At 61.9% G+C, this 18,974-nt stretch carries 17 protein-coding genes; 5 read left to right on the top strand and 12 right to left on the bottom strand.

Annotated elements, in window-relative coordinates; genetic code table 11:
* Window positions 1-278: 278 nt before the first annotated feature.
* The 5 genes from HV823_RS16680 (at window position 279) to HV823_RS16660 (ending at window position 6,784) form a co-directional block, all read left to right on the top strand.
* Window positions 279-836 carry a biliverdin-producing heme oxygenase gene (locus HV823_RS16680; protein ID WP_176950859.1) on the top strand — a complete coding sequence of 186 codons (558 nt, stop codon included), beginning with the start codon at window positions 279-281 and terminating at the stop codon, window positions 834-836.
* A complete protein-coding gene (locus HV823_RS16675; RefSeq protein ID WP_176950858.1) occupies window positions 823-3,375 on the top strand; it encodes an HWE histidine kinase domain-containing protein in 2,553 nt (850 codons plus the stop codon). The genes HV823_RS16680 and HV823_RS16675 overlap by 14 nt, the downstream gene beginning before the upstream one ends.
* Before the next feature lie 277 nt (window positions 3,376-3,652).
* Window positions 3,653-4,636, top strand: a complete 984-nt coding sequence (locus HV823_RS16670; RefSeq protein WP_176950857.1) for a hydroxyacid dehydrogenase — start codon at window positions 3,653-3,655, stop codon at window positions 4,634-4,636.
* 5 nt (window positions 4,637-4,641) lie between these two features.
* Window positions 4,642-5,340, top strand: coding sequence for an RraA family protein (locus HV823_RS16665; protein ID WP_176950856.1), 699 nt, complete (start codon window positions 4,642-4,644; stop codon window positions 5,338-5,340).
* Between the two features lie 166 nt (window positions 5,341-5,506).
* Complete coding sequence (locus tag HV823_RS16660; protein WP_176950855.1) at window positions 5,507-6,784, top strand: citrate:proton symporter; 1,278 nt, start codon at window positions 5,507-5,509, stop codon at window positions 6,782-6,784.
* Between the two features lie 75 nt (window positions 6,785-6,859).
* Here the strand turns inward: HV823_RS16660 and HV823_RS16655 are convergent, their stop codons facing one another.
* From HV823_RS16655 to HV823_RS16600, 12 genes are all read right to left on the bottom strand, one after another.
* The gene (locus HV823_RS16655) at window positions 6,860-7,783 is read right to left on the bottom strand and encodes a LysR family transcriptional regulator (RefSeq protein ID WP_210270830.1); all 924 of its coding nucleotides are present in this window, start codon (window positions 7,781-7,783) and stop codon (window positions 6,860-6,862) included.
* 94 nt (window positions 7,784-7,877) lie between these two features.
* The gene (locus HV823_RS16650) at window positions 7,878-8,465 is read right to left on the bottom strand and encodes an SCO family protein (RefSeq protein WP_343051873.1); all 588 of its coding nucleotides are present in this window, start codon (window positions 8,463-8,465) and stop codon (window positions 7,878-7,880) included.
* Entirely contained in the window at window positions 8,462-8,968 is a 507-nt protein-coding gene (locus HV823_RS16645) for a copper chaperone PCu(A)C (protein ID WP_176950854.1), read from the bottom strand. Before HV823_RS16645 ends, HV823_RS16650 begins: the two co-directional genes overlap by 4 nt.
* 29 nt (window positions 8,969-8,997) lie before the next feature.
* Complete coding sequence (locus tag HV823_RS16640) at window positions 8,998-10,422, bottom strand: PepSY-associated TM helix domain-containing protein (RefSeq protein WP_176950853.1); 1,425 nt, start codon at window positions 10,420-10,422, stop codon at window positions 8,998-9,000.
* 328 nt (window positions 10,423-10,750) lie between these two features.
* Window positions 10,751-11,314 (bottom strand): hypothetical protein, encoded by a 564-nt coding sequence (locus tag HV823_RS16635; protein ID WP_246301505.1) that lies wholly within the window; start codon window positions 11,312-11,314, stop codon window positions 10,751-10,753.
* A 38-nt stretch (window positions 11,315-11,352) separates the two neighbouring features.
* Complete coding sequence (locus HV823_RS16630) at window positions 11,353-13,704, bottom strand: beta-glucosidase family protein (RefSeq protein WP_176950852.1); 2,352 nt, start codon at window positions 13,702-13,704, stop codon at window positions 11,353-11,355.
* A 41-nt stretch (window positions 13,705-13,745) separates the two neighbouring features.
* Window positions 13,746-14,228 carry a MarR family winged helix-turn-helix transcriptional regulator gene (locus HV823_RS16625; RefSeq protein ID WP_246301504.1) on the bottom strand — a complete coding sequence of 161 codons (483 nt, stop codon included), beginning with the start codon at window positions 14,226-14,228 and terminating at the stop codon, window positions 13,746-13,748.
* A gap of 52 nt (window positions 14,229-14,280) precedes the next feature.
* Window positions 14,281-14,877, bottom strand: a complete 597-nt coding sequence (locus tag HV823_RS16620; RefSeq protein ID WP_176950851.1) for a cysteine hydrolase family protein — start codon at window positions 14,875-14,877, stop codon at window positions 14,281-14,283.
* A 4-nt stretch (window positions 14,878-14,881) separates the two neighbouring features.
* Window positions 14,882-15,931: an ATP-binding cassette domain-containing protein gene (locus tag HV823_RS16615; RefSeq protein ID WP_176950850.1), complete on the bottom strand. Its 1,050-nt coding sequence runs from the start codon at window positions 15,929-15,931 to the stop codon at window positions 14,882-14,884.
* A complete protein-coding gene (locus HV823_RS16610; protein ID WP_176950849.1) occupies window positions 15,918-16,697 on the bottom strand; it encodes an ABC transporter permease in 780 nt (259 codons plus the stop codon). The genes HV823_RS16615 and HV823_RS16610 overlap by 14 nt, the downstream gene beginning before the upstream one ends.
* A gap of 10 nt (window positions 16,698-16,707) precedes the next feature.
* Window positions 16,708-17,622 (bottom strand): ABC transporter permease, encoded by a 915-nt coding sequence (locus HV823_RS16605; RefSeq protein WP_176950848.1) that lies wholly within the window; start codon window positions 17,620-17,622, stop codon window positions 16,708-16,710.
* On the bottom strand, window positions 17,612-18,688 hold the full coding sequence (locus HV823_RS16600) for an ABC transporter substrate-binding protein (protein WP_176950847.1): 1,077 nt from the start codon (window positions 18,686-18,688) through the stop codon (window positions 17,612-17,614). The genes HV823_RS16605 and HV823_RS16600 overlap by 11 nt, the downstream gene beginning before the upstream one ends.
* Window positions 18,689-18,974: the final 286 nt, after the last annotated feature.

Genomic DNA, 18,974 nt, shown 5'->3' with positions numbered 1-18,974 from the left:
CGAACGTGGCCCATCTGTCGCCTGCTGAACGCCGTTCCCTCTCACCCCGCGGGAAGGCGCCCGTTCGAGCGCCTCCCGCTTCGCGTCGTTGACGCCGAGGCGATCCTTCGGGCGCCGCCTAAATTTCCCGAACGCGCCCTTGTCCGGTTGAGGGCAACGCCGTACCTCTTCTTCAGATTCTGTTCGCTCGCACGGACTTGCCCCTTTTCGCGCTATTTTGGGATGTGGCGGGATGGGAACGGTCGCGACCGGCCGCGGCAATTGAAGAGGGAGGCTGCATGGCGCACAGCGGAAGACGCTTTGATCTGAGAAGCCGCACGCGCCAGGGGCACGAGCGCCTGGATGCGGCTGTCGGCGTACTTGCCACCCTTGCCGACTATCGCCGCTATGTCGCGTGTCTCGGCGCATTCCGGGCAGCCATGGACAGAGCTTTGCAGGATATCGCCTGGCCGGAAGGGTGGAACTGGCGGCCGACACGGATCGTAGACCAACTCGCGCAGGATGCGAAGGATCTGGGCCTGCCTGCGACACGCGATCGAAAGGCGGATGTCGAGCTGACCAATCTCAGCGCCTTGCTCGGCGCTCTCTACGTCCTCGAAGGCTCCACACTTGGTGCGCAGGTGCTGCGCCAACGGGCGGCCGCGCTCGGATTGGATGGAGACTTCGGCGCCCGTCATCTGGACCATATGTCGAATGACATAGCGCAGTGGCGGTCTTTTCTCCTACTCTTGGACGGTGCCCGCGATTTTGACATCGAACGTGCCGCCGCGTCCGCCAACGACGTCTTCGCCCTTGCGCTACGATGCTTTGAAAGTGAGCTTCTTGTCGAACACTGAAACCGTCAACCTCGACACCTGCGATCGCGAGCCGATTCATATTCCGGGGAGCATCCAGCCGCACGGTTGCCTCCTTGCCTGCGATATCCAACTGACGACGATCGGGCGCACGTCGGCGAACGCCTGCGAGGTGCTGGGTCACCAGGGAGAGTTACTGGGCCGCAAGATCAGCGATGTTCTGGGGCGCACGCTTGTGCATGACCTGCGAAACGCGCTTGCATCGGCTAACGCGGCCACGCGACCGGCACTCCTCATGGACGTATCGGTGGGGAAGGGCGTGTTCGATATCGCCATTCACCAGTACAAGTCGTCCGTGATCGTCGAGTTCGAGCCGGCTCCTGCTGTTGGGCAGCCGCTGCATATCGCGCGCGAGATGATCGGTCGTATCAGCGATATCACCGACGTCGATCAACTGGTGAAGCGGGCCTGCCGGATCGTCGCCGGCGCCACCGGCTATGACCGGGTGATGATCTACCGCTTCGAGCAGGATGGCTCTGGCAAGGTTGTCAGCGAAACGAAACGATCCGATCTCGAGAGCTTTCTCGGCCAGTATTTTCCGGCCAGCGACATACCCCAGCAAGCGCGCACGCTCTATCTCAAGAACACCATCCGGGTGATTTCCGATGCCGGCGGGGCGCGGGTTCCGGTCGAGCCGGTGCTCGATGCTTCGGGGGAGCCGCTGGACCTCAGTTTCGCCCACCTGCGCAGCGTCTCGCCGATCCACTGCGAATACCTGCGGAACATGGGCGTTGCCGCCTCCATGTCGATCTCCGTCATTCTCGACGGGCGCCTCTGGGGTCTGATTGCCTGCCATCACTACTCGCCGCGCGCCCTTCCAATGGCGCAACGCGTGGCGATGGAAGTGTTTGGCGAATTCTTTTCCCTTCATCTGAAGTCGCTGAAGGAGCGACGCCGCGTGGCGGCCGTCGCCGGCACCCGCGAGGCGCTCGACCGGTTTCTGATCCTCTCATCCCATCACGAGGATGTCGGCGAGCTCCTTCGCCAGAGCCTGCGCGAGTTCTCACGACTGCTGCCGAACGACGGTATCGGCATTATGTTCGACGGGAAATGGACGGCCGTGGGCACGACACCGCCGCAGGAAGGGATACCCGTTCTTCTCGACTTCATTCGCAGCGTCAGCGAGGGGCGCATCTGGGCAACCCACGCCCTGTCGCAGAAGGTGCCGGAGGCAGCAGCCTACAGCGACCGTGTTTCGGGGCTGCTTGCCATTCCGCTCTCCCAGACGGGCTCGGATTGCCTGCTGTTCTTCCGCAAGGAACTGATGCAGACGCTGGAGTGGGCCGGCAATCCGGAAAAGACCTACGAGACAGGCCCGCTTGGCGATCGTCTGACGCCGCGCAAGAGCTTTGCGATCTGGAAGGAAACGGTCAAGGCCCAGTCGCAATGCTGGAGTGAGGCGGATCGCGAGATCGCCGAAATCGCACGCATCGCGATCGTAGAAGTCGTTCTGCGGCACAACGAGTTGATGGCCGGCGAGCGCCGCAAGTCCGAGGTTCGCCAGCGCATGCTGAACCAGGAGCTGAACCATCGGGTGAAGAACATCCTGGCCGTCATCAAGTCGCTGGTGACCAGTCCACAAACGGAAAAAAACTCGCTGGAAGACTATGTGGCGACACTTCAGGGGCGCATCGAGGCGCTGTCCATCGCCCACGATCAGGTCGCGCGCGGCGACGGGGGCGGCATACTCGCCGATCTTCTGGAGGCCGAGCTTCAGCCCTACCGGACGACCCCTTCGACGGTCACTCTCGACGGCCCGTCGATTTGGCTCGACAGCCGCGCCTTCTCCGTGCTCGCCCTGGTTTTTCACGAACTGGCAACCAATGCCGCCAAGTACGGCGCGCTTTCGCTGCCGGGGGGACAACTGGAGATCTCCTGGACCATGGACGAAAGCAGCGGCTGCGAGATCCAATGGCGCGAGCGAAACGGTCCGCTGGTCACGGTCCCGTCGCGCAGCGGTTTCGGCAGCGCGCTTATCGAGCGCAGCGTACCCTACGATCTCAGCGGCGAGAGCGCGATCCGGTTCGTGCCGTCCGGCGTCGAGGCAACGTTCCGCATTCCGCCGCCGCACGTGAAGGCAGCGATGACAAAAGCGAAGAATTCCAAGCAGACTTCGGAGCCGGCAACGGCGACGCAGGGTGTGCTCAGGATTGCCGATCCGGCGGTCCTGATCGTCGAGGATCAGATGCTTATCGCGCTGGACCTGGAAACCATGCTGTCGGACGAAGGTCTTTCCAAGGTTGCGACAACCAGTTCCGTACGGCAGGCCCTGGCACAGATCGAAGCGGCTCCGCCAGATCTCGCCATTCTCGACATCAATCTCGGCACGACCAATTCCTTCGCAGTCGCCGACGAACTTCACAAAAGGGGAACGCCCTACGTGTTCGCAACGGGCTACGGCGAGGGTGCGGATTTGCCTGTCACCCATGCCGGAGTTCCGATCGTCCGCAAACCCTATACCCGTGGTGCGATCGTTGCGGCGCTCACCGCCGTCTTGAACGGACAGCGTTCAGGTGACTAGGCAGGGGATGCGGACGCTGGCGATCCATTGATCCGGTGTCCGCGTTCTCGCCGTGGCTCGGATCAATATATTCCCATCGGATATATTATGATGAAAAGTATGAAATTGATTTCATGTAAATCAGATCTACAAACAGGAAAGCCGCGTGGAGGACCCGGTCAATTTCCGTCAGAGCCTGTCGAGACAGAGCCGGATGCTCCATGCCCTGAAATGATCGAGGACGTTTAGGAGCGGTATTCCACTCCGATGCCGTCGTCGGCGATCTGGAGCACGCCTCTTGTCATATACGATCTTCATCACCGCGCCGTCCCTGCATCCCGATGGCGTCGCAATTCTGGAAGATGCCGGCTGCCGCCTGATTTATCTTGAAAAGGGAGGCGATGAGGCCGCCGTCGATCGCATCATGGGCGAGAACCCGGTCGACGCGGTAATTTCGCGCACCGTCAACCTTTCCGGCAAGGCGATCGCCAATTGCCAGACGCTGAAGGTCGTGTCCAAGCACGGCGTCGGGGTCAGCAATATCGACGTTGCAGCCGCGACCGCCCGGAATATTCCCGTCTTCGTCACGCCGGGCGCGAACGCCCAGTCTGTCGCAGAAATGGCGCTTGGCCTGCTTCTGGCCAGCGCACGCCGGATCGCCTGGATGGATCAGGAGATCAAATCGGGCCGTTGGTCGCGCGCGCAGGACGGCGTGGAGCTTCAGTGGCGCACGCTCGGCCTCGTCGGCTTCGGTCAGATCGGGCAACGCCTGGCGCGGGCTTGCCTGGCGCTCGGGATGAAAGTTGTCGCCTACGATCCGGGCTTCGGCCCGAATTCGCCGATCGACGGCGTACCGATGATGTCGTCGCTCGACGAACTGCTTCCGCTGAGTGACGTGCTGAGCCTGCACATACCCTTGACCGCGCAGACCCGCGGCCTGATCGGCCGCGACGCATTTGCCAAACTTCCCGACGATGCGATCCTCATCAATACGGCCCGGGGCGAGGTCGTTGACGAGGCTGCACTCATCGATGCCCTGCGGGAGGGAAAGCTCTATGCGGCCGGCCTCGATACGACCGCAGAGGAGCCCATTTCGCCCGGCAATCCGCTGCTGGCGTTTTCGAACGTGGTCCTGACACCGCATGTCGGCGGGTCGACGCCGGCGGCGCTGGCCGCGATGGCGCGGGGGGCTGCGGACAACGTGCTCGGGTTTCTTTCGGGCGCGCGGCCGCCACAGTCGGCCTGTGTGAACCCGGAAACCATGCAATCCATCAAAGAGTGAAACCAGTGAGTGGTGAAAAGCAGAATGAAGTCGTCTGGCCGGCAGGGTATCGGATCAATCCGCGCCATGACGACCTGCCGGCGGATCTTCTCGAAGCCTTCGGCAAAATCCCGGTCGCGGTCGCCGGCGACTGCATGGGCCGTTCGATCGGCACCATGGGCCTCAAGTCCTATCACGGCAACAAGATCATGTGCGGGCAGGCCGTCACCGTCCGCGTGCGGCCGGGGGACAACCTCATGGTCCACAAGGCCCTGATGATGGCGCAGGCCGGGGATGTGATCGTTATCGACGGCGGTGGCGATCTGACCCAGGCGGTGATCGGTGGCCTCATTCGCACGACGGCGCAAACCAAGAAACTCGGTGGCTTCGTCATCGACGGGGCGATCCGCGACCTCGCCGAATGGGCGGAGGGTGACATGCCGGTCTTCGCCCGTGGGCACACCCATCGCGGTCCCAGCAAGGAAGGCCCCGGGGAAATCAACGTGGCGGTGGCCGTGGGCGGCCTTGTCGTGCATCCCGGCGATCTGATCCTCGGCGATCTCGACGGCGTCATCGCCATTCGTGCACCGGATGCCGCTGCCCTTCTGCCAAAAACGCTCGCTCACCTCGAGCGGGAGGCGAAGATCCGGGAAACCAACCTCAAGGGCACCGCTGATCCGGAGCGCTTCGATGCGATCCTGAGGGCCAAGGGACTTCCGGTCTGACTCAGGTCAACCGTCGATCCGGTAAGCCGGCCGGCAGGGAGCGCATCGGCGATCGCGCTTCCCCGAATGCCGTCGGTCTCGCCACCTGCAAAGTCGCCAGCATCAAACCAGATTCGAAACGTTATTCCTCGTGGGTGTCACAACCTATGGGAGGAGGAATATTGTAGTGCTTGTCGCTCTCAGCTTCGCGATGTTCGCGTGCTTCATCTATCTGTTGATCAGCGGTCGCATGTCGGCCACGACGGTGCTGATCCTCGTGCCCACAGTGTTCGCGCTGATCGGCGGTTTCGCTCCCGACATGGGCGACATGGTCGTGAAGGGCATAAAGACCATCGCACCAACCGGTGTCCTTCTGATCTTCGCGATGATGTATTTCATGGTGATGACCGATGCCGGCATGTTCGATCCGATCGTCAAGCGTATCGTCGGCGCGGTCGGCGGGGATCCGGTCAAGATCTTCATCGGAACGGTCGCGCTCGGCTATATCGTCGCGCTCGACGGCGACGGCGCGACGGTCTACATGATCACGCTGTCGGCATTCATGCCGCTCTACCGCAGGCTCGGACTGTCGCTTCCGATGGTGGCCTGTCTTCTCCTGCAGTGCACGGGCATCGGCAATCTCCTTCCTTGGGGCGGCCCGACCGCCCGAGCTGCCGCGGCCATGAAGGTGGAGATGAGCGAAGTGTTCACGCCTCTCATCCTGCCTCTTCTTGCCTGTGTCGCCTGGGCTTTCTTCATGGCCTGGATCTTCGGCATGCGCGAACGCAAAAGAATAGGCGTCGTCACGATCGATACCACCCAATTGATCGAGCCCCGCGCCGATGCGGGCTGGAAGCTCTATTTCAACTGGGCGCTGACGACCCTCCTGATGGCTTCGTTGGTCCTCGAGATCCTGCCGCTATCCTATCTCTTCATGATCGGCGCGGCGATCGCCATGCTCGTCAACTTCCCGCAGTACAAGATCCAGCAGGATGTGCTCGCCAAGCATGCACCGGCAATTCTCTCGGTCGCGACCATGCTGTTCTCCGCCAGCGTCTTCATCGGCATCCTCAATGAAACGGGCATGGCGAGCGCATTGGCGCAGTCGATCGTCGACGTCATTCCCGATCAGGTCGGTCCCTACATGGCGGTGATCACGGCACTGCTCAGCATTCCCGTGACCTGGCTCGTATCCAACGACGTCTTCTATTTCGGCATGCTGCCGATCCTGGCGGAGGCGGCCGGACATTACGGAATCACCGGGGCGGAAATGGCACGTGCCTCGCTGGTGGGACAGCCCGTGCACATCCTCAGCCCGCTTGTCGCATCCACCTACCTTCTCGTCAGCCGGCTTGACCTCAACTACGGCGAAACGCAGAAATTCACCATCCGCTGGTCGGTGGGCGCCTCATTCGTCATGCTCGCCGTCGCCCTTCTTATTGGTATCATCCCGCTTTACCGCTAGCAGATGCGACAATCGCTGCCCGGCGGAGGCTTTAGCCGCCGTCGGGCAACGAACCTTTCATCAGCGACCCGCCGATCAACGCGCTTCCCCCGCGCCGGCAAAGTCCGCCTTCCTCGCCTCCGCGATCTCGACCAGCAGTCTTGCGGCGGGCGTGAAATAGGCCGAGCGTAGCCTGATAATGCCGAATTCACGAAGCATGGTGGTCTCTTCCAGTGGGATCTCCTTCAATTGAGCGCCCGCGGCACCCGCTCCTAGATTGCGGCGTGAAATGAAGCTCAGAAGCTTCGTTTCCGCGATCAGCCGGGGAAGAAGCGAAATCGAACTGGTCTCCATCTGGACCTGCGGCCCGTCGAAGCCGAGCGACCGGAACCTCTCCTGCAACCACTGGCGTGTCGCGACGGCCGGTCTGGACAGAACCCATTTGTGTGCCGCAAGGCTTTCCATCGTAATGGGGCTGTCGAAGATCGGATGGTCGCGGCTTGCAACTGCCACTGCGGCATCCGTCGCGAGCGAAAACGATTCGAACCGATCCGTATCACCTGTCGCCTCGGTCAGCGGGCCGAACACGAGGTCGAGATTCTTCTCGATGAGTGCCTGCACCAGAACGTCGTTCATGCCGACCGTGAGGTCGAGCGTCACGGCAGGAGCCTGCCGGATCAGTTCGGCAGTCAGTAGGGGCAGCATGTATTCCGCCGCCGTCGCTGCGCTCCCGATCCGGATGTGGCCGGCGATGCCGACGCCAAGATCGGCGATTTCACGCCGGATCTCCGCCGCATGGCCGATCAGGCTGCGCATCCTGGCGAGAAAGACGATCCCCGCTTCGGTGAGGACCAGCCGTCTGCCTTCGTGACGGAACAGTTCGGTGCGTAGATCGTCCTCCAGCCGCCTTATGCACTTCGTCAGCGCAGGCTGGGTGCGGCCCAGTTTCTCAGCGGCCAAGGCAAGGTTGCCGGCATCGGCAATAGCCACGAAATAGGTCGCATCCCTCAGATCGATCATCGCAATCTTGCCCATGCCGTCGGGAAATAGCCCCGACCTTCAGCGCGCATATGACGCGAACTTGCCACTTGGCTCAACACCGGAAAGGTGCATCTCAAAGCAGCGTATCGCGGATTTTCTCCAGCGCCTGATCCTGATCCGCACCGTAGGGAAGAAGCCCCTTCAGTCGCCCGTCGGCGCCGATCAGCAGGAGCGACATGGTGTGGCTCATGTGGTAGTCACCGTTCGCGCCCGGCAGCTTCGCTGCGTGCACCCTCCAGCCGTCGATAACCTTCCGCATCTCTGCCGGCGTGCCGGTCACGCCCGTGATCCGGTCAGTGAAAGCAGTCACGTATCCGTGCATCACCTCAGGCGTGTCGCGTTCGGGATCGACGGAGAAGAAGTAGGTCTTCAGCGGCATCCCCTCTTCGCCAAGCTCCTTCAGATAGCCGGCGACTTCGAAGAGCGTCGTCGGGCAGACCTCGGGGCAATGCGTGTAGCCGAAATACACGAGCGACGGGCTGCCCTTGAACAGCGACTGATCGACCGGGTTGCCCCGGTCGTCGACGAGCGAGAAGGACGCATCGAAGCGCCCGGTGCGCGGGCTGTCGATGCCCACCCACGCCATCACGCCGATGAGGATCGCGACGAAGAGTGCCGATATGCCAGCGAATGCGATGGCGGCCGGATTGCGCGTCATCATTTACCGTCTTCCGCATGCGCTGCGTGATCGTCGTGCTTCATGTCCGGCGCCCCTCCTGCAGCCGGGCCGACGACGAATTCGACCTCGACCGTGCCTGCCTTCTCGAAGGTGAGGGTGGCCTTGATCATCTCGCCTTCCTCGAAGGGCTGGGAGACATTCATGAACATGAGGTGGTAGCCGCCCGGCTTCAGTTCGACGGTCGCGTTCGCAGGCACGGCAATGCCGTCCTTCAGTTCGCGCATCACCATGATGCCGCCATCCATCTTCATTTCGTGGAGCTGAACGCTGGCGGCCCGGTCCGCCTTCGCATTCAGAAGGCGGTCGGCCGATCCGTTGCTGGTGATCTTGAGATAGCCGCCTCCAACCTTTGCGCCCGGCAGCATGGCGCGCGCATAGGGATGGCCGATCTTGAGGTTGCCGACTTCGAAGCCGTGCGCATGTGCAGCCCCGGCAAGAAGGACGGTGAAGAGGATTGCAAGCAGTCTGAACAGGTTCTGTATCATGATCGTTCCAAGTCAGTTCGTTGCGAAGATTAGCTCAGGGTACGCTTTAGCGGCTTCACATGCCGGAAGAGCAGCATGTCGAGCGCAAGCACGGTGACGAGGACAATTCCGGTGAGCGGGAAGAGCAGCGAGACGGCGACCATGACGATCGCGCCGCCTTTCCAGATCGACATCTTTTCCGGCACCACGGGAGCGACAAGTCGGCCCGCGCCGGACGGCCGGCGCTTCCACCACATGACGATGCCGCTGACGGATAGAAAGATGACGGAAAGGCAGAACACGGTATTGAGCGCGACGTTCCAGCCGCCGCCGAGATCGCCTTCGTGGAAGGCGACGCCGATAGCCATGGCCTTGCCGGCGGCGCCATAGTCTGCGAACTTGATGTCGGCGAGGACCTTGCCGCTATATCGATCGATATGCACGGTTCGGTCGGACAGCGGATCGGCACTGTCGTTGCTCATCGTGTCCCGGGCAATCGTCCAGACGCCCGTCTCCCCATTGGGGAAGGAGAGCTGAAAGCGTCCGTCGAAGCCAAGCGAGCGGGCTTGCGCGACGATGGCGTCGAGATCGCCCGGCTGGTTTTCAGACATCGCCGCGTGCCCATTGTGCGCCGCGTGGGGATCGGAGGCCGGCATCGGCGTCTGCTCCAGAGCCCACGGCACATCCTTCACGCCGCCATGGTTCATGCTGGCATGGGTAACGTCGGACATCGGGACGTTGTCCCACTTCTCCGCCGGGAAGGTGCTCCAGGCCTGGGTAAGCTTCTCGCCCCAGATGCCGGACCAAGAAAGGCCGGAGATCAGAAACACCAGGAGAAGGGCTGCAGCATAGATACCGACGGTCTGGTGGAGCGATTTCCAGACTTGCCGGCCCCGCCCCGACAGCTGCGGCCGCAAGGAACTCTTGAGAGGACGACCATCGCGAGGCCACCATAGATAGACGCCCGTGACGATGAGGACGATGCCGAAGCCTGCCGCGATCTCGATCAGACGATCCCCGATGGTGCCGATCAGCAGCGTGCCGTGGATGACGTTCGCCAGATCGTAGAGTGCATCGCGACGCTCCCATGTCCCAAGCACCGTGCCACGATACGGATCAACGGCGACCATGGTCGATTGGCCATCCTTGTTGACGCGGAAGACGGCGGGCTGTTCGTCCGTCCGGGGAACGATGTACTGGACCAGCGCGCTGCCGGGAACGGCTGCGGCCGCAGCGTTGGCCTGTGCGGATACCGCAACGGTCTGCGTGGTCGGGGATACCGAATAGAGTTTCTCACCATCGCGGCCGACGAGCACAGAAGACCAGAGCATGATCAATCCGGTCACGGCCAGCATGACCAGGAAGGGCGCGACGTACAGTCCGGCATAGAAATGCCAGCGCCAGGCCGTCGCATAGAATGCCCTTGCGAGGGATTTATCGCGGGTCGGTGATGAAGTGTCGGCGGTCAATGTCATGGTTGTCCCCTTTGACAACTGAAGAGGGTTTTGAGTTCGCAACGAGCGCGCATGCAAGCGCGGCCGGAAGCACCGAAGGCTGCCGATCTCATGCGGTCATGGAATTCGATAGAGCGAGCGGTTTCCGCCGGTCGGGCGGGCCGGTTGAAGAACTACCGACTTTGACAGCGCCGCAACGGCGCTTCCCACCTTGCGGATAGGAGAGAGACATGCGCGCACCGGCGCGATTTTTCTGAGCATGGAATGTCGTCCGGCAACGCGCCGGGACGATCCGCTCCAAGCGGAATAACCGGCGCAGGCTGAAAATTCCGCTGAGGACAGCGGCGGTTCAGGCGATCAGGCCGGATGGAGGTCCACGTGGCGAGGTATTCGGAGGAAACAGCTGGCGGTAGAAGGCTTCCCGACGCGTCGGCGTGACGCGATCGATCTGCTGCCGGATCAGTTGCCCGGAAACATCCGCAGGTGCAGGCAGCAGGACCGACGCGCTCAGGCGGCACGCTTCGCAGCCAGATCCCGCGTCATGATTATCGTGCTTCACCTTCCCATCCTCGGAGGGGAGGCAGAGGACCTGCAGGGAGCCGTCCGGGAGCGTGTACTGGGCGAGCTCGTTCAGCGGGATCGAAGGCCCGCCAACGACCGGCGGCTTGTGGGCAAAAGCGACGAACAGCAAAGCGAGCGCGCAGATAATGCGCACCATGCATTGTCCGGCAAAGTCCCGTTGCTTGATCATCGATTCCCCGGTGCCACGTCCGACACGGCGCGCACCATATCCTCCCGGCGGCGCCAGCTCAATGCGACAATCTTGCCGCACCTGTGGAAGCCCGCTCCCTTCCGGTGAACGCTGCTGGCGCATTTCAGACGTCGGCATTGCTGCAAGCGACATCCGGGCCATGCTGCAGCCCGGCGCGTCAGTCTGGCCGCGCCATCCGGTCAGCCGTAATTCCCGTTGTTGAGGTCGGAAAGCAACTTTACGACATCGTCCCTGGAGATGCTGTCGCCGATGAACCAGCTGAGGGTCTCGTGGAAACCGAGGAAGGAGCCGCGGACCTTTTCCGTTATGATCCTCGCTTCATCATCGGAAACGGCAAGCTTCTCCGCGATAAATGCTCGCACGGTCTCGGCCGCGGCCGCATCGGCCAAGATCGCCGAGGTTGGAGAATGCTCGGTAAAGGCGGGCAGGCGGAGCGGCTCGCTTCGGCAAGGGACGACATGAGACAGCCGAATGTCGCGCGATGACGCCGCCGCCTCAATGACAAACGCTTCCGCCTGCAGTACCCAGCTTCCGCGCGACGTGTCGAAATATTGGAAATCGCGGGGCCCGAGGGAAAAGGTCACCGATCTGGCTTCCCCGGGCTGAAGAGCGATCTTCGCAAACGCCTTGAGTTCTCGTATGGGCCGTTTCAGGCCGGGTGCAACGGGCCGCACATAGATCTGCACGATCTCCTTTCCAGGCACCGTGCCGGTATTGCGGATGGTCAGCGTGACGTTGCAGCTGCTGCCGGGCGAGATCTCGCTGGCGTCGATCGCCAGATCCTCGTAGCCGAAAGTGGTAAAGCTCAGGCCATGGCCGAAAGGGAAAGCCGGCGCGATGCTCTTGAGATCGTAGTAGCGATAGCCGACGAACATCCCCTCGCTATAGAGGTGACGGCCGTGCTCGCCCGGATAGCTGTGCCAGCCGGGGATATCTTCGATCCTGGCTGGCATCGTCGCCGAAAGCTTGCCGCAGGGATTCTGTTCCCCGAATAGAATGCGCGCAATGGCTTCGCCGCCACCCTGGCCGGGGTAGAAGCAGGCGAGTGCGGCAGGCACCGTCTCCAGCCACGGCATCTCGACGGCATCGGGCATGGTGAGCACGACGACGAGCTTGTCTGCGACACCCGCCAGCGCTGCTATCACGGCGTTCTGCGCGGGGACGATATCCAACGTATCGCGGTCGTTACCCTCGCCGTTGCGCCCCTTTTCGTTTTCGGCAAAGACGACGACTGCGTCAGCCTCCCCCGCGCGTTCGCAAATCCCGGCAATATGCGCCTCGATTTCCGTTGCTGTGCCGTGGGGCGTGGGCAGGTGTTCGAGGACAAACCGCCCGGCCGCCCGCGCGTCGATCTGCGACAGTGGAATATCGACCAGATAGGGATTGGTGGTTGCCGATCCCGATCCCTGGATCTGGGGCTTCAGTGCGCCGTCACCGACGACGAGGAGGCGCCCTATCGTAGCCGGGTCAAGCGGCAGCACCGCGTTCTCGTTCTTCAGAAGAACCATCGACTCCGCTGCAATGTCACGCGCAAGCGCATGATGCCGGTCCAGATCCGCACCGGGCACGGTGGGCTTTGCGGCGAGGCATTTGCGCACGAAATCGAGCATCCGCCCGCAGGCGGCGTCGACAGCCTGCCGGTCGATCTCACCGGTTTTCAGGGCGGCCAGCAATTGCGCCTTGCGGGGTTTGCTTTCCGGCATGTCCAGCTCGGTTCCCGCTGCCAGTGACGCCGGCCGGTCCTTGACAGCATGCCAGTCGGAAACGACAAGCCCGTCATACCCCCAATTCTGACGCAACACGTGCGTCAGAAGCCAATGATTTTCCGCCGCTTGCACGCCGTTGACGGGATTGTAGGCGCTCATCACGGTCCACGGCGCGCTCTTCGCGATCGCCCGCTCGAACCCGGCGAGATAGATTTCGCGCAGCGCCCGCTCGCTGACGTCCGAACTGGTGTTGGTGCGGTCGATTTCGGAATTGTTACAGGCGAAATGCTTCAGCGAAGCGCCGATACCATTGTCCTGCAGACCGCTGATCAGGGCCGCGGCGAGATCGCCATTGATGACCGGATCCTCGGAGTAGTATTCGTAGGCGCGACCGGCCAGCGGCGTCCGCCGGGTGTTGATCCCCGGACCGAGGAGAAGCTGGACACCCATCTGATGGCACTCCGCGGCCAGGGCCTGTCCCATCCGGTAGGTCAGATCGTAATCCCAAGAGCAGCCGATCAGGTTGCCGTTTGGAAAGCAGGTCGCCGGAAGGGTGGTGCCGAACATTCCCGTGTCGTCGTCGGCATCCTGGTTCACGACCGCGAGAAACTGCTGCAAGCCGTCTTCGTCGTCGTCACCTGCGTCTATCTGCGTGGTGGAATAGCGCACGCCATAGGTTCCATCGGTCATGATTATCGACGGAATGTTCAGGCGCGCGATAGCGGCAGTCTTCCAAAGCCCCCGTCCACTGAGAAGATCGACCTTCTCCTCGTCGGTCATGGCCGCAATGACATCCGCGACAGCGACGTTGGCATCCTGGAACATCACGATTTCCTGCAATTTCTGTCTGTCTGTCGGCGCGGCGTTCAGCTGATCTTTCGGAGCAATTCCATCAACATCATCTGCTCGGCCGTGCTCAGGGGCCCGAGCGTTTCCCGCGATATCTCCAGCGCAACAGAAAGGTTGCGTTGAACGATGGCGACGCCTTCCTGCGTCAGCGTGAGCACCAGCCGTCGCGCGTCGCTCGGGTCGGGGGCGGTATTGATGAGATTGCGCTTTACCAGCCTGTCCACCACACCTTTGATCGTCGCCATGTCCATGGCCGTTTCCCGTCCGAGGCTCCCCTGGGAACAGGGCTGCATTTCCTTGAGCTTGACCAGAGCCGCCCATTGCGTGGTCGTCAGTTTCTCCGCCATGTGTCCGGCGAAGATCGAGACGTGCCGCTGGTTGGCCTGGCGAAGGAAAAAGCCTATCTGTTCGCCGAGCGCATACTGGTCGGCTCCCGCCGGTCCGGTGCCGTTCTTGGTTGGCTTGCCGGACAAGTGCTGCTCGTTCGAGCTTATGTCCATCCAAAGGCTCCTCAATGGTTGGGCGGTCTTCTTTGCCGCGGCCAACGCTTAGCTACCGTTTCCACCGCTCAAGGACGGCGGCGGTGGTCATGAGTTCGATTTGCTCAGGCAGTCGTGGCGCCAGATGTTGCAACACGGCGTCATGGGCCTTGGGGTCGGCACTTCCAAGCGCATCCGTTGCGAGCACGACCCGATATCCGAGATCGACTGCTGCCAGCATGCTTGCGTAGACGCAAACATCCGTCTCGACACCTGACATAATAACCGTGTCCACCTGTTCGGCAGCAAGCCTCTCTGCGAAGCCGGGGACTGCGAAAACCGAGTAGGTCGACTTCTCCACGATCCAACCCCTGGCAGCGACTGCCGAAAGCGGCTCGACCAGATCGAGCATCGCCGGATCGAGCATGTCTCCCGTCATCATCTGCCAGCGGTCGTAGTAGGTCTTCCAGCTACCGGAAGCCTGCTGCGCATTGGGAGGCACGACGAACCGCGCATAGACGGTCCTGTCAGGTCGCGCCTCGCAAAGACGGACGACGTTCGGCAGAATGGAGCCAAGCGAGGGCGTGTGCCAAGGCGTGTCCTCCGCAAAGAGCCGCTGCATGTCGATCGTGACATGCAACGCATTGTCCCAAACCCCCGGCCCAGGCATCTTGTCAGTTCGCCACTGCGATCGTGTGCTCCGGCGACCAACTCAGGCTGACGGTTTCGCCTTCCCGAAGGACACGGCCATCGCGATTTTGCGCAAACAGCTTCAACGGCAGCCCATCCGGGGTCTCCAGGATGTAGGAGAGAACGGGGCCGGCATAGATGACCGTCGTAATGCGCGCCGAGAGCTTGTTCGGCTGCGTGTCTGCCGTAACCAGCGACATCTTTTCGGGGCGGATCGCCAGCGTGACGTCCGCACCGTTGCCCGGCAGTGCGCTGTCGCTGCGCACGACCGTGCCGTTGGAGAGCCGGACCGCGCCGTTCTCGACCTTTCCGGAAAGAAAGTTGGAATCGCCGAGAAACTCGGCTGCAAATCGCGTCAACGGCTTTTCGTAGACAGTCTCCGGATCGCCGATCTGCACGATCCGGCCACGATCGAGGATTGCGACCTTGTCGGAAAGCGTCAGTGCTTCTTCCTGGTCATGGGTGACGAAGATGGTCGTCAGGCCGCTTTCGCGCTGGATCCGCAGCAACTCCACCTGCATCTCCTGTCGAAGCCGGCGATCGAGTGCGGAAAGCGGCTCGTCGAGAAGCAGCACGCTCGGCTTGATCACGATCGCCCGCGCCAGGGCAACACGCTGCTGCTGGCCGCCGGAGAGTTGCTTGGGCAGGCGATCGCCGAAGCCCGAAAGGCGCACCATTTCCAGGGCACGATCCACCTCCTTGCGGGCCGCCTCTCCCTTGATGCCGCGGCGCTCCAGGCCGAAGGCGACGTTCTGCGCGATCGTCATGTGCGGGAACAAGGCGTAGGACTGGAACATCATGCCGATGTTACGGCCCCAGACCGGCACGTTCGTCACATCGCTATTGCCGATCATGACGACACCCTCGTCGGGCTTGATGAAGCCGGCGATGATGCGAAGGAGCGTCGTCTTGCCCGAGCCGGAGGGGCCGAGAAGGCTGGTGAAAGACCCTTCCTGAAATTCGGTGCTAATGTCTGTGAGGACCGGGATCGGGCCGTAGGTCTTGGCGACTGACTTGACTTTAACGTTTGTCACGGGTGTCTCCGGGTTTGGCGAAGCGCGCAAAGATCAGGATGACGGCCATCGAACCGAGCAGCAGCAAGGTCGAGATCGCGTTGATTTCAGGCGTGAAGCCCTTGCGGATTGCCGAATAGATCTGCACCGGCAGGGTTGTGTAGCCGGGCGTTGCGAGAAAGTAGGAAATGACGAACTGGTCCAGGGAGACCGCGAAGGCGAAGAGCGCGGCGCCAAGGATGCTCGGGTAGAGCAGCGGCAGCGTGACCGAGAAGAAGGCGTGCACAGGCGTGGAACCCAGGCTCATGGCCGCTTCCTCAAGGTCGGCACGCACCGTCTTGAAACCCGTACCCACCACGAGAACCACATACGGAATGGCAAGCGCGACGTGGCCGATCAGTAGGGCGTGCATGCCGCGCCCGATGCCGCTCCAATAGAAGAAGATCAGCATCGCCGTGCCCGTGATGAGCCACGGAATGGCGATCGGCGGCAGAAGCAGGAGTTGCAGAAGGCTTTTTCCGCGGAAAGTCCGGCGCGACAGCGCGACGGAGGCCATCGTGCCAAGCGTGGTGGCGATCACCGCTGTGATCAGCGCGATGATGATGCTGTTCGCTCCGGCCTTCAGCAGGGGTTGGTTCGAAAGCAACGCTTCGTACCAGCGCGTGGAGAAGGTGAAGGGCAGTTCGTAAAGCGGCGACTCGTTGAACCCCATCGCCATCATCACGGCGATCGGCGTGTACAGGAACAGGAGTATCGCGATCAGGTAAAAGCGTCCGAGTTGTCTCATGGTGCGTTCCTCAACCTGCCGTCCTGCCGCGCAGCACGCCGGAGAATGTAGCGAAGATTGCAAGAACGACGGCAAGCAGCGTGAACGACAGCGAAGCGCCGAGCGGCCAGTTGAAGGCTTGCGTGAACTGGTCCTCGATGACTGTTCCCATCGTGACGCCGACGCGTCCCCCGAGAATGCGTGGCTCCATGAAGGAGCCAATAACCGGGATGAAGATCAGCACGGCGCCGGAAATCAGGCCGGGCGCGGCCATCGGAATGAGGATCTTGTAGAGGATCGTCCACCAGCGCGCGCCGAGGCTGGCGGCAGCTTCGATGATCGCGTCATCAATCGTTACGAGCGCGATGTAACAGGTGAGGATCATGTAGGGCAGATAGCCGTGGACCAGCCCGAGCACGACGGCGTAGCGCGTGTAGAGGATGCTGATCGATCCGGCATCGGGGACGACCATGTGCAGGATATTGTCGAGAAAGCCGTTTTCCCGAAGCACCATCGTCCAGGAGAAGACGCGGACCAGGCCGTTGGTCCAGAACGGCAGCAGGATCAGCACCAGAAGCGTCTCGCGCGTCTTGCCGACCGTTGCGCGCACCAGGGCCACGGCTGCGAGAAAGCCCAGAATGGCGCAGAACAGCGTCGTCCAGAAACCCATCATCAGCGAGTTGAAACCGATCCGCAGAAGATACGGCTGATCGATGAAGGCCCGGTACTGCTTCAGCGTGAATTCGACCGGCGTCTTGCCCATCGGGGTGGCCGACATGAAACTGAAGGCCAGCATGGTAAGCAGCGGAAGAAATATGGCGATCGTGAGCCAACCGTATGTCGGCAGCAACAGCGCCGTCGTCGAGACCCAGGCGGGGAGGGGGCGCTTGACGCGCGGATCGACTGATCCGCGCGTCTGCGCCAGCGCGAGCTGGTCATTCTGCATAGAAGGCTTTCACTTCCTGCCAGACATTGTTGAAGGCTTCGCGGCGATCGTCGGGCAGTGCCGACATGATGCTCATCGTCTTCAGGTATTCCGGGTTGTGCACCTGGCGGCTCAGGTCGTCGGCCGGCAAGCTGTTGAGCGCAGCGGAGTTCGAGGATGCCGGGGCGCCGACCTTGGTTGCCCATTCGACATAGAAGGCCGGGTCGATCAGCCAGTTGGCGAAGGCAAGCGCCCCCTCCGGGTTCGGTGCGGTAGCGGGGATGCCGAGACCGTCGACCCAACCCACCGCGCCCTCTTTCGGAACGACGAATTCGACAGGCAGTTTCGAATTGCGCTTCGACCGGACCGAGCCGCCCGACCAGAAGACCGACAGGTCGAACTCGTTGGCTGCGAACGACTTGTTCCACTGGTCCTCTGTCGACCATAGAAGCTTGACGTTCGGCTTGATCGACTTGAGGGCCTCGGTGACCGCAGCCAGGTCCTGCGGATCGTTCATGTCCTGGCCGGTCATCAGCGCGCCGATGCCGACATTGATGATGGCGTCGTCGTCCATTGCCACGCGGCCCTTGTAGGTCGCATCGGCAAGCGCCTTATAGCTCTCGGGCTTCGGCTTGCCCTCCCGGATCGCGAGCGAGGTCATGCCCCAGACCCACGGAACCGCAAAACCTACGCCATCCTTGGAGAAGTTCGGGTTGCCGCGCAGGGTCTCATCGACGGTCGCCGCGTTCGGAACCTTCGAGAAGTCGATCGGCTGCAGCAGGTCTTCGGCAACGGCCTGGGCGCAGCGTGCGGCGTTGAGCACGACCAGATCGTAGGCGCCGGGATTGGTGCGCAGCTTGGTGAGCATCTCGGATTCGGAGCTGTAGTAGTCATGCACCACGCTGATGCCGGTCTTTTCGGTGAACTGCTTCAGCGACCAGGCTTCGTCGGTGCCGTAACCCTGCCAGTTAAGCACCGTGATCTGGCCCGCAGCAAAAACCTTGCGCGGCAGGAGTGAGAAGCTTGCGCCGGCGGCCAGTGTGGCCGTCATGAGCTTCAGCGTGTTGCGTCTGGAAAATTCAGTCATTGCTGCACCCCTCTGGTGGACCTGCTGTTGTTAACAATCGCGGCGACAGCCACCGACTGCGGTTGTTCACCACACCATCCGAAGTTGGCGGACAGCGTGAAAAGAGTTGCCGAATTTAATTTGCATACAAATTAAATGTTCAGGGAGCACCGGAAGAGCCGGAAGGCGAGAGAGCGCACAGCAATCCAGTGCCCCTGCATAGGCAGAAGCCCAATTCACCGATGGCGCGCATTATCCCACTTGTTACACCGAGGCACCATCTGCTCTCGGCGAAAACTCTTGCTCA

Source organism: Mycoplana rhizolycopersici (assembly GCF_013378445.1).
In the GTDB taxonomy this organism is placed as follows: domain Bacteria; phylum Pseudomonadota; class Alphaproteobacteria; order Rhizobiales; family Rhizobiaceae; genus Mycoplana; species Mycoplana rhizolycopersici.
The sequence above is the reverse complement of the archived record's forward strand: the minus strand, read 5'-3'. Positions and strand labels throughout refer to the sequence as shown.

Bases quoted from the DNA above. Each gene is read 5' to 3' on its own strand.
- HV823_RS16680 (WP_176950859.1), top strand. From the start codon at position 279: ATGGCGCACAGCGGAAGACGCTTTGATCTGAGAAGCCGCACGCGCCAG.
- HV823_RS16655 (WP_210270830.1), bottom strand. From the start codon at position 7,783: ATGATCGATCTGAGGGATGCGACCTATTTCGTGGCTATTGCCGATGCC.
- HV823_RS16650 (WP_343051873.1), bottom strand. From the start codon at position 8,465: ATGATGACGCGCAATCCGGCCGCCATCGCATTCGCTGGCATATCGGCA.
- HV823_RS16645 (WP_176950854.1), bottom strand. From the start codon at position 8,968: ATGATACAGAACCTGTTCAGACTGCTTGCAATCCTCTTCACCGTCCTT.
- HV823_RS16640 (WP_176950853.1), bottom strand. From the start codon at position 10,422: ATGACATTGACCGCCGACACTTCATCACCGACCCGCGATAAATCCCTC.
- HV823_RS16635 (WP_246301505.1), bottom strand. From the start codon at position 11,314: ATGGCCCGGATGTCGCTTGCAGCAATGCCGACGTCTGAAATGCGCCAG.
- HV823_RS16630 (WP_176950852.1), bottom strand. From the start codon at position 13,704: ATGTTCCAGGATGCCAACGTCGCTGTCGCGGATGTCATTGCGGCCATG.
- HV823_RS16625 (WP_246301504.1), bottom strand. From the start codon at position 14,228: ATGGACATAAGCTCGAACGAGCAGCACTTGTCCGGCAAGCCAACCAAG.
- HV823_RS16620 (WP_176950851.1), bottom strand. From the start codon at position 14,877: ATGCCTGGGCCGGGGGTTTGGGACAATGCGTTGCATGTCACGATCGAC.
- HV823_RS16610 (WP_176950849.1), bottom strand. From the start codon at position 16,697: ATGAGACAACTCGGACGCTTTTACCTGATCGCGATACTCCTGTTCCTG.
- HV823_RS16605 (WP_176950848.1), bottom strand. From the start codon at position 17,622: ATGCAGAATGACCAGCTCGCGCTGGCGCAGACGCGCGGATCAGTCGAT.
- HV823_RS16600 (WP_176950847.1), bottom strand. From the start codon at position 18,688: ATGACTGAATTTTCCAGACGCAACACGCTGAAGCTCATGACGGCCACA.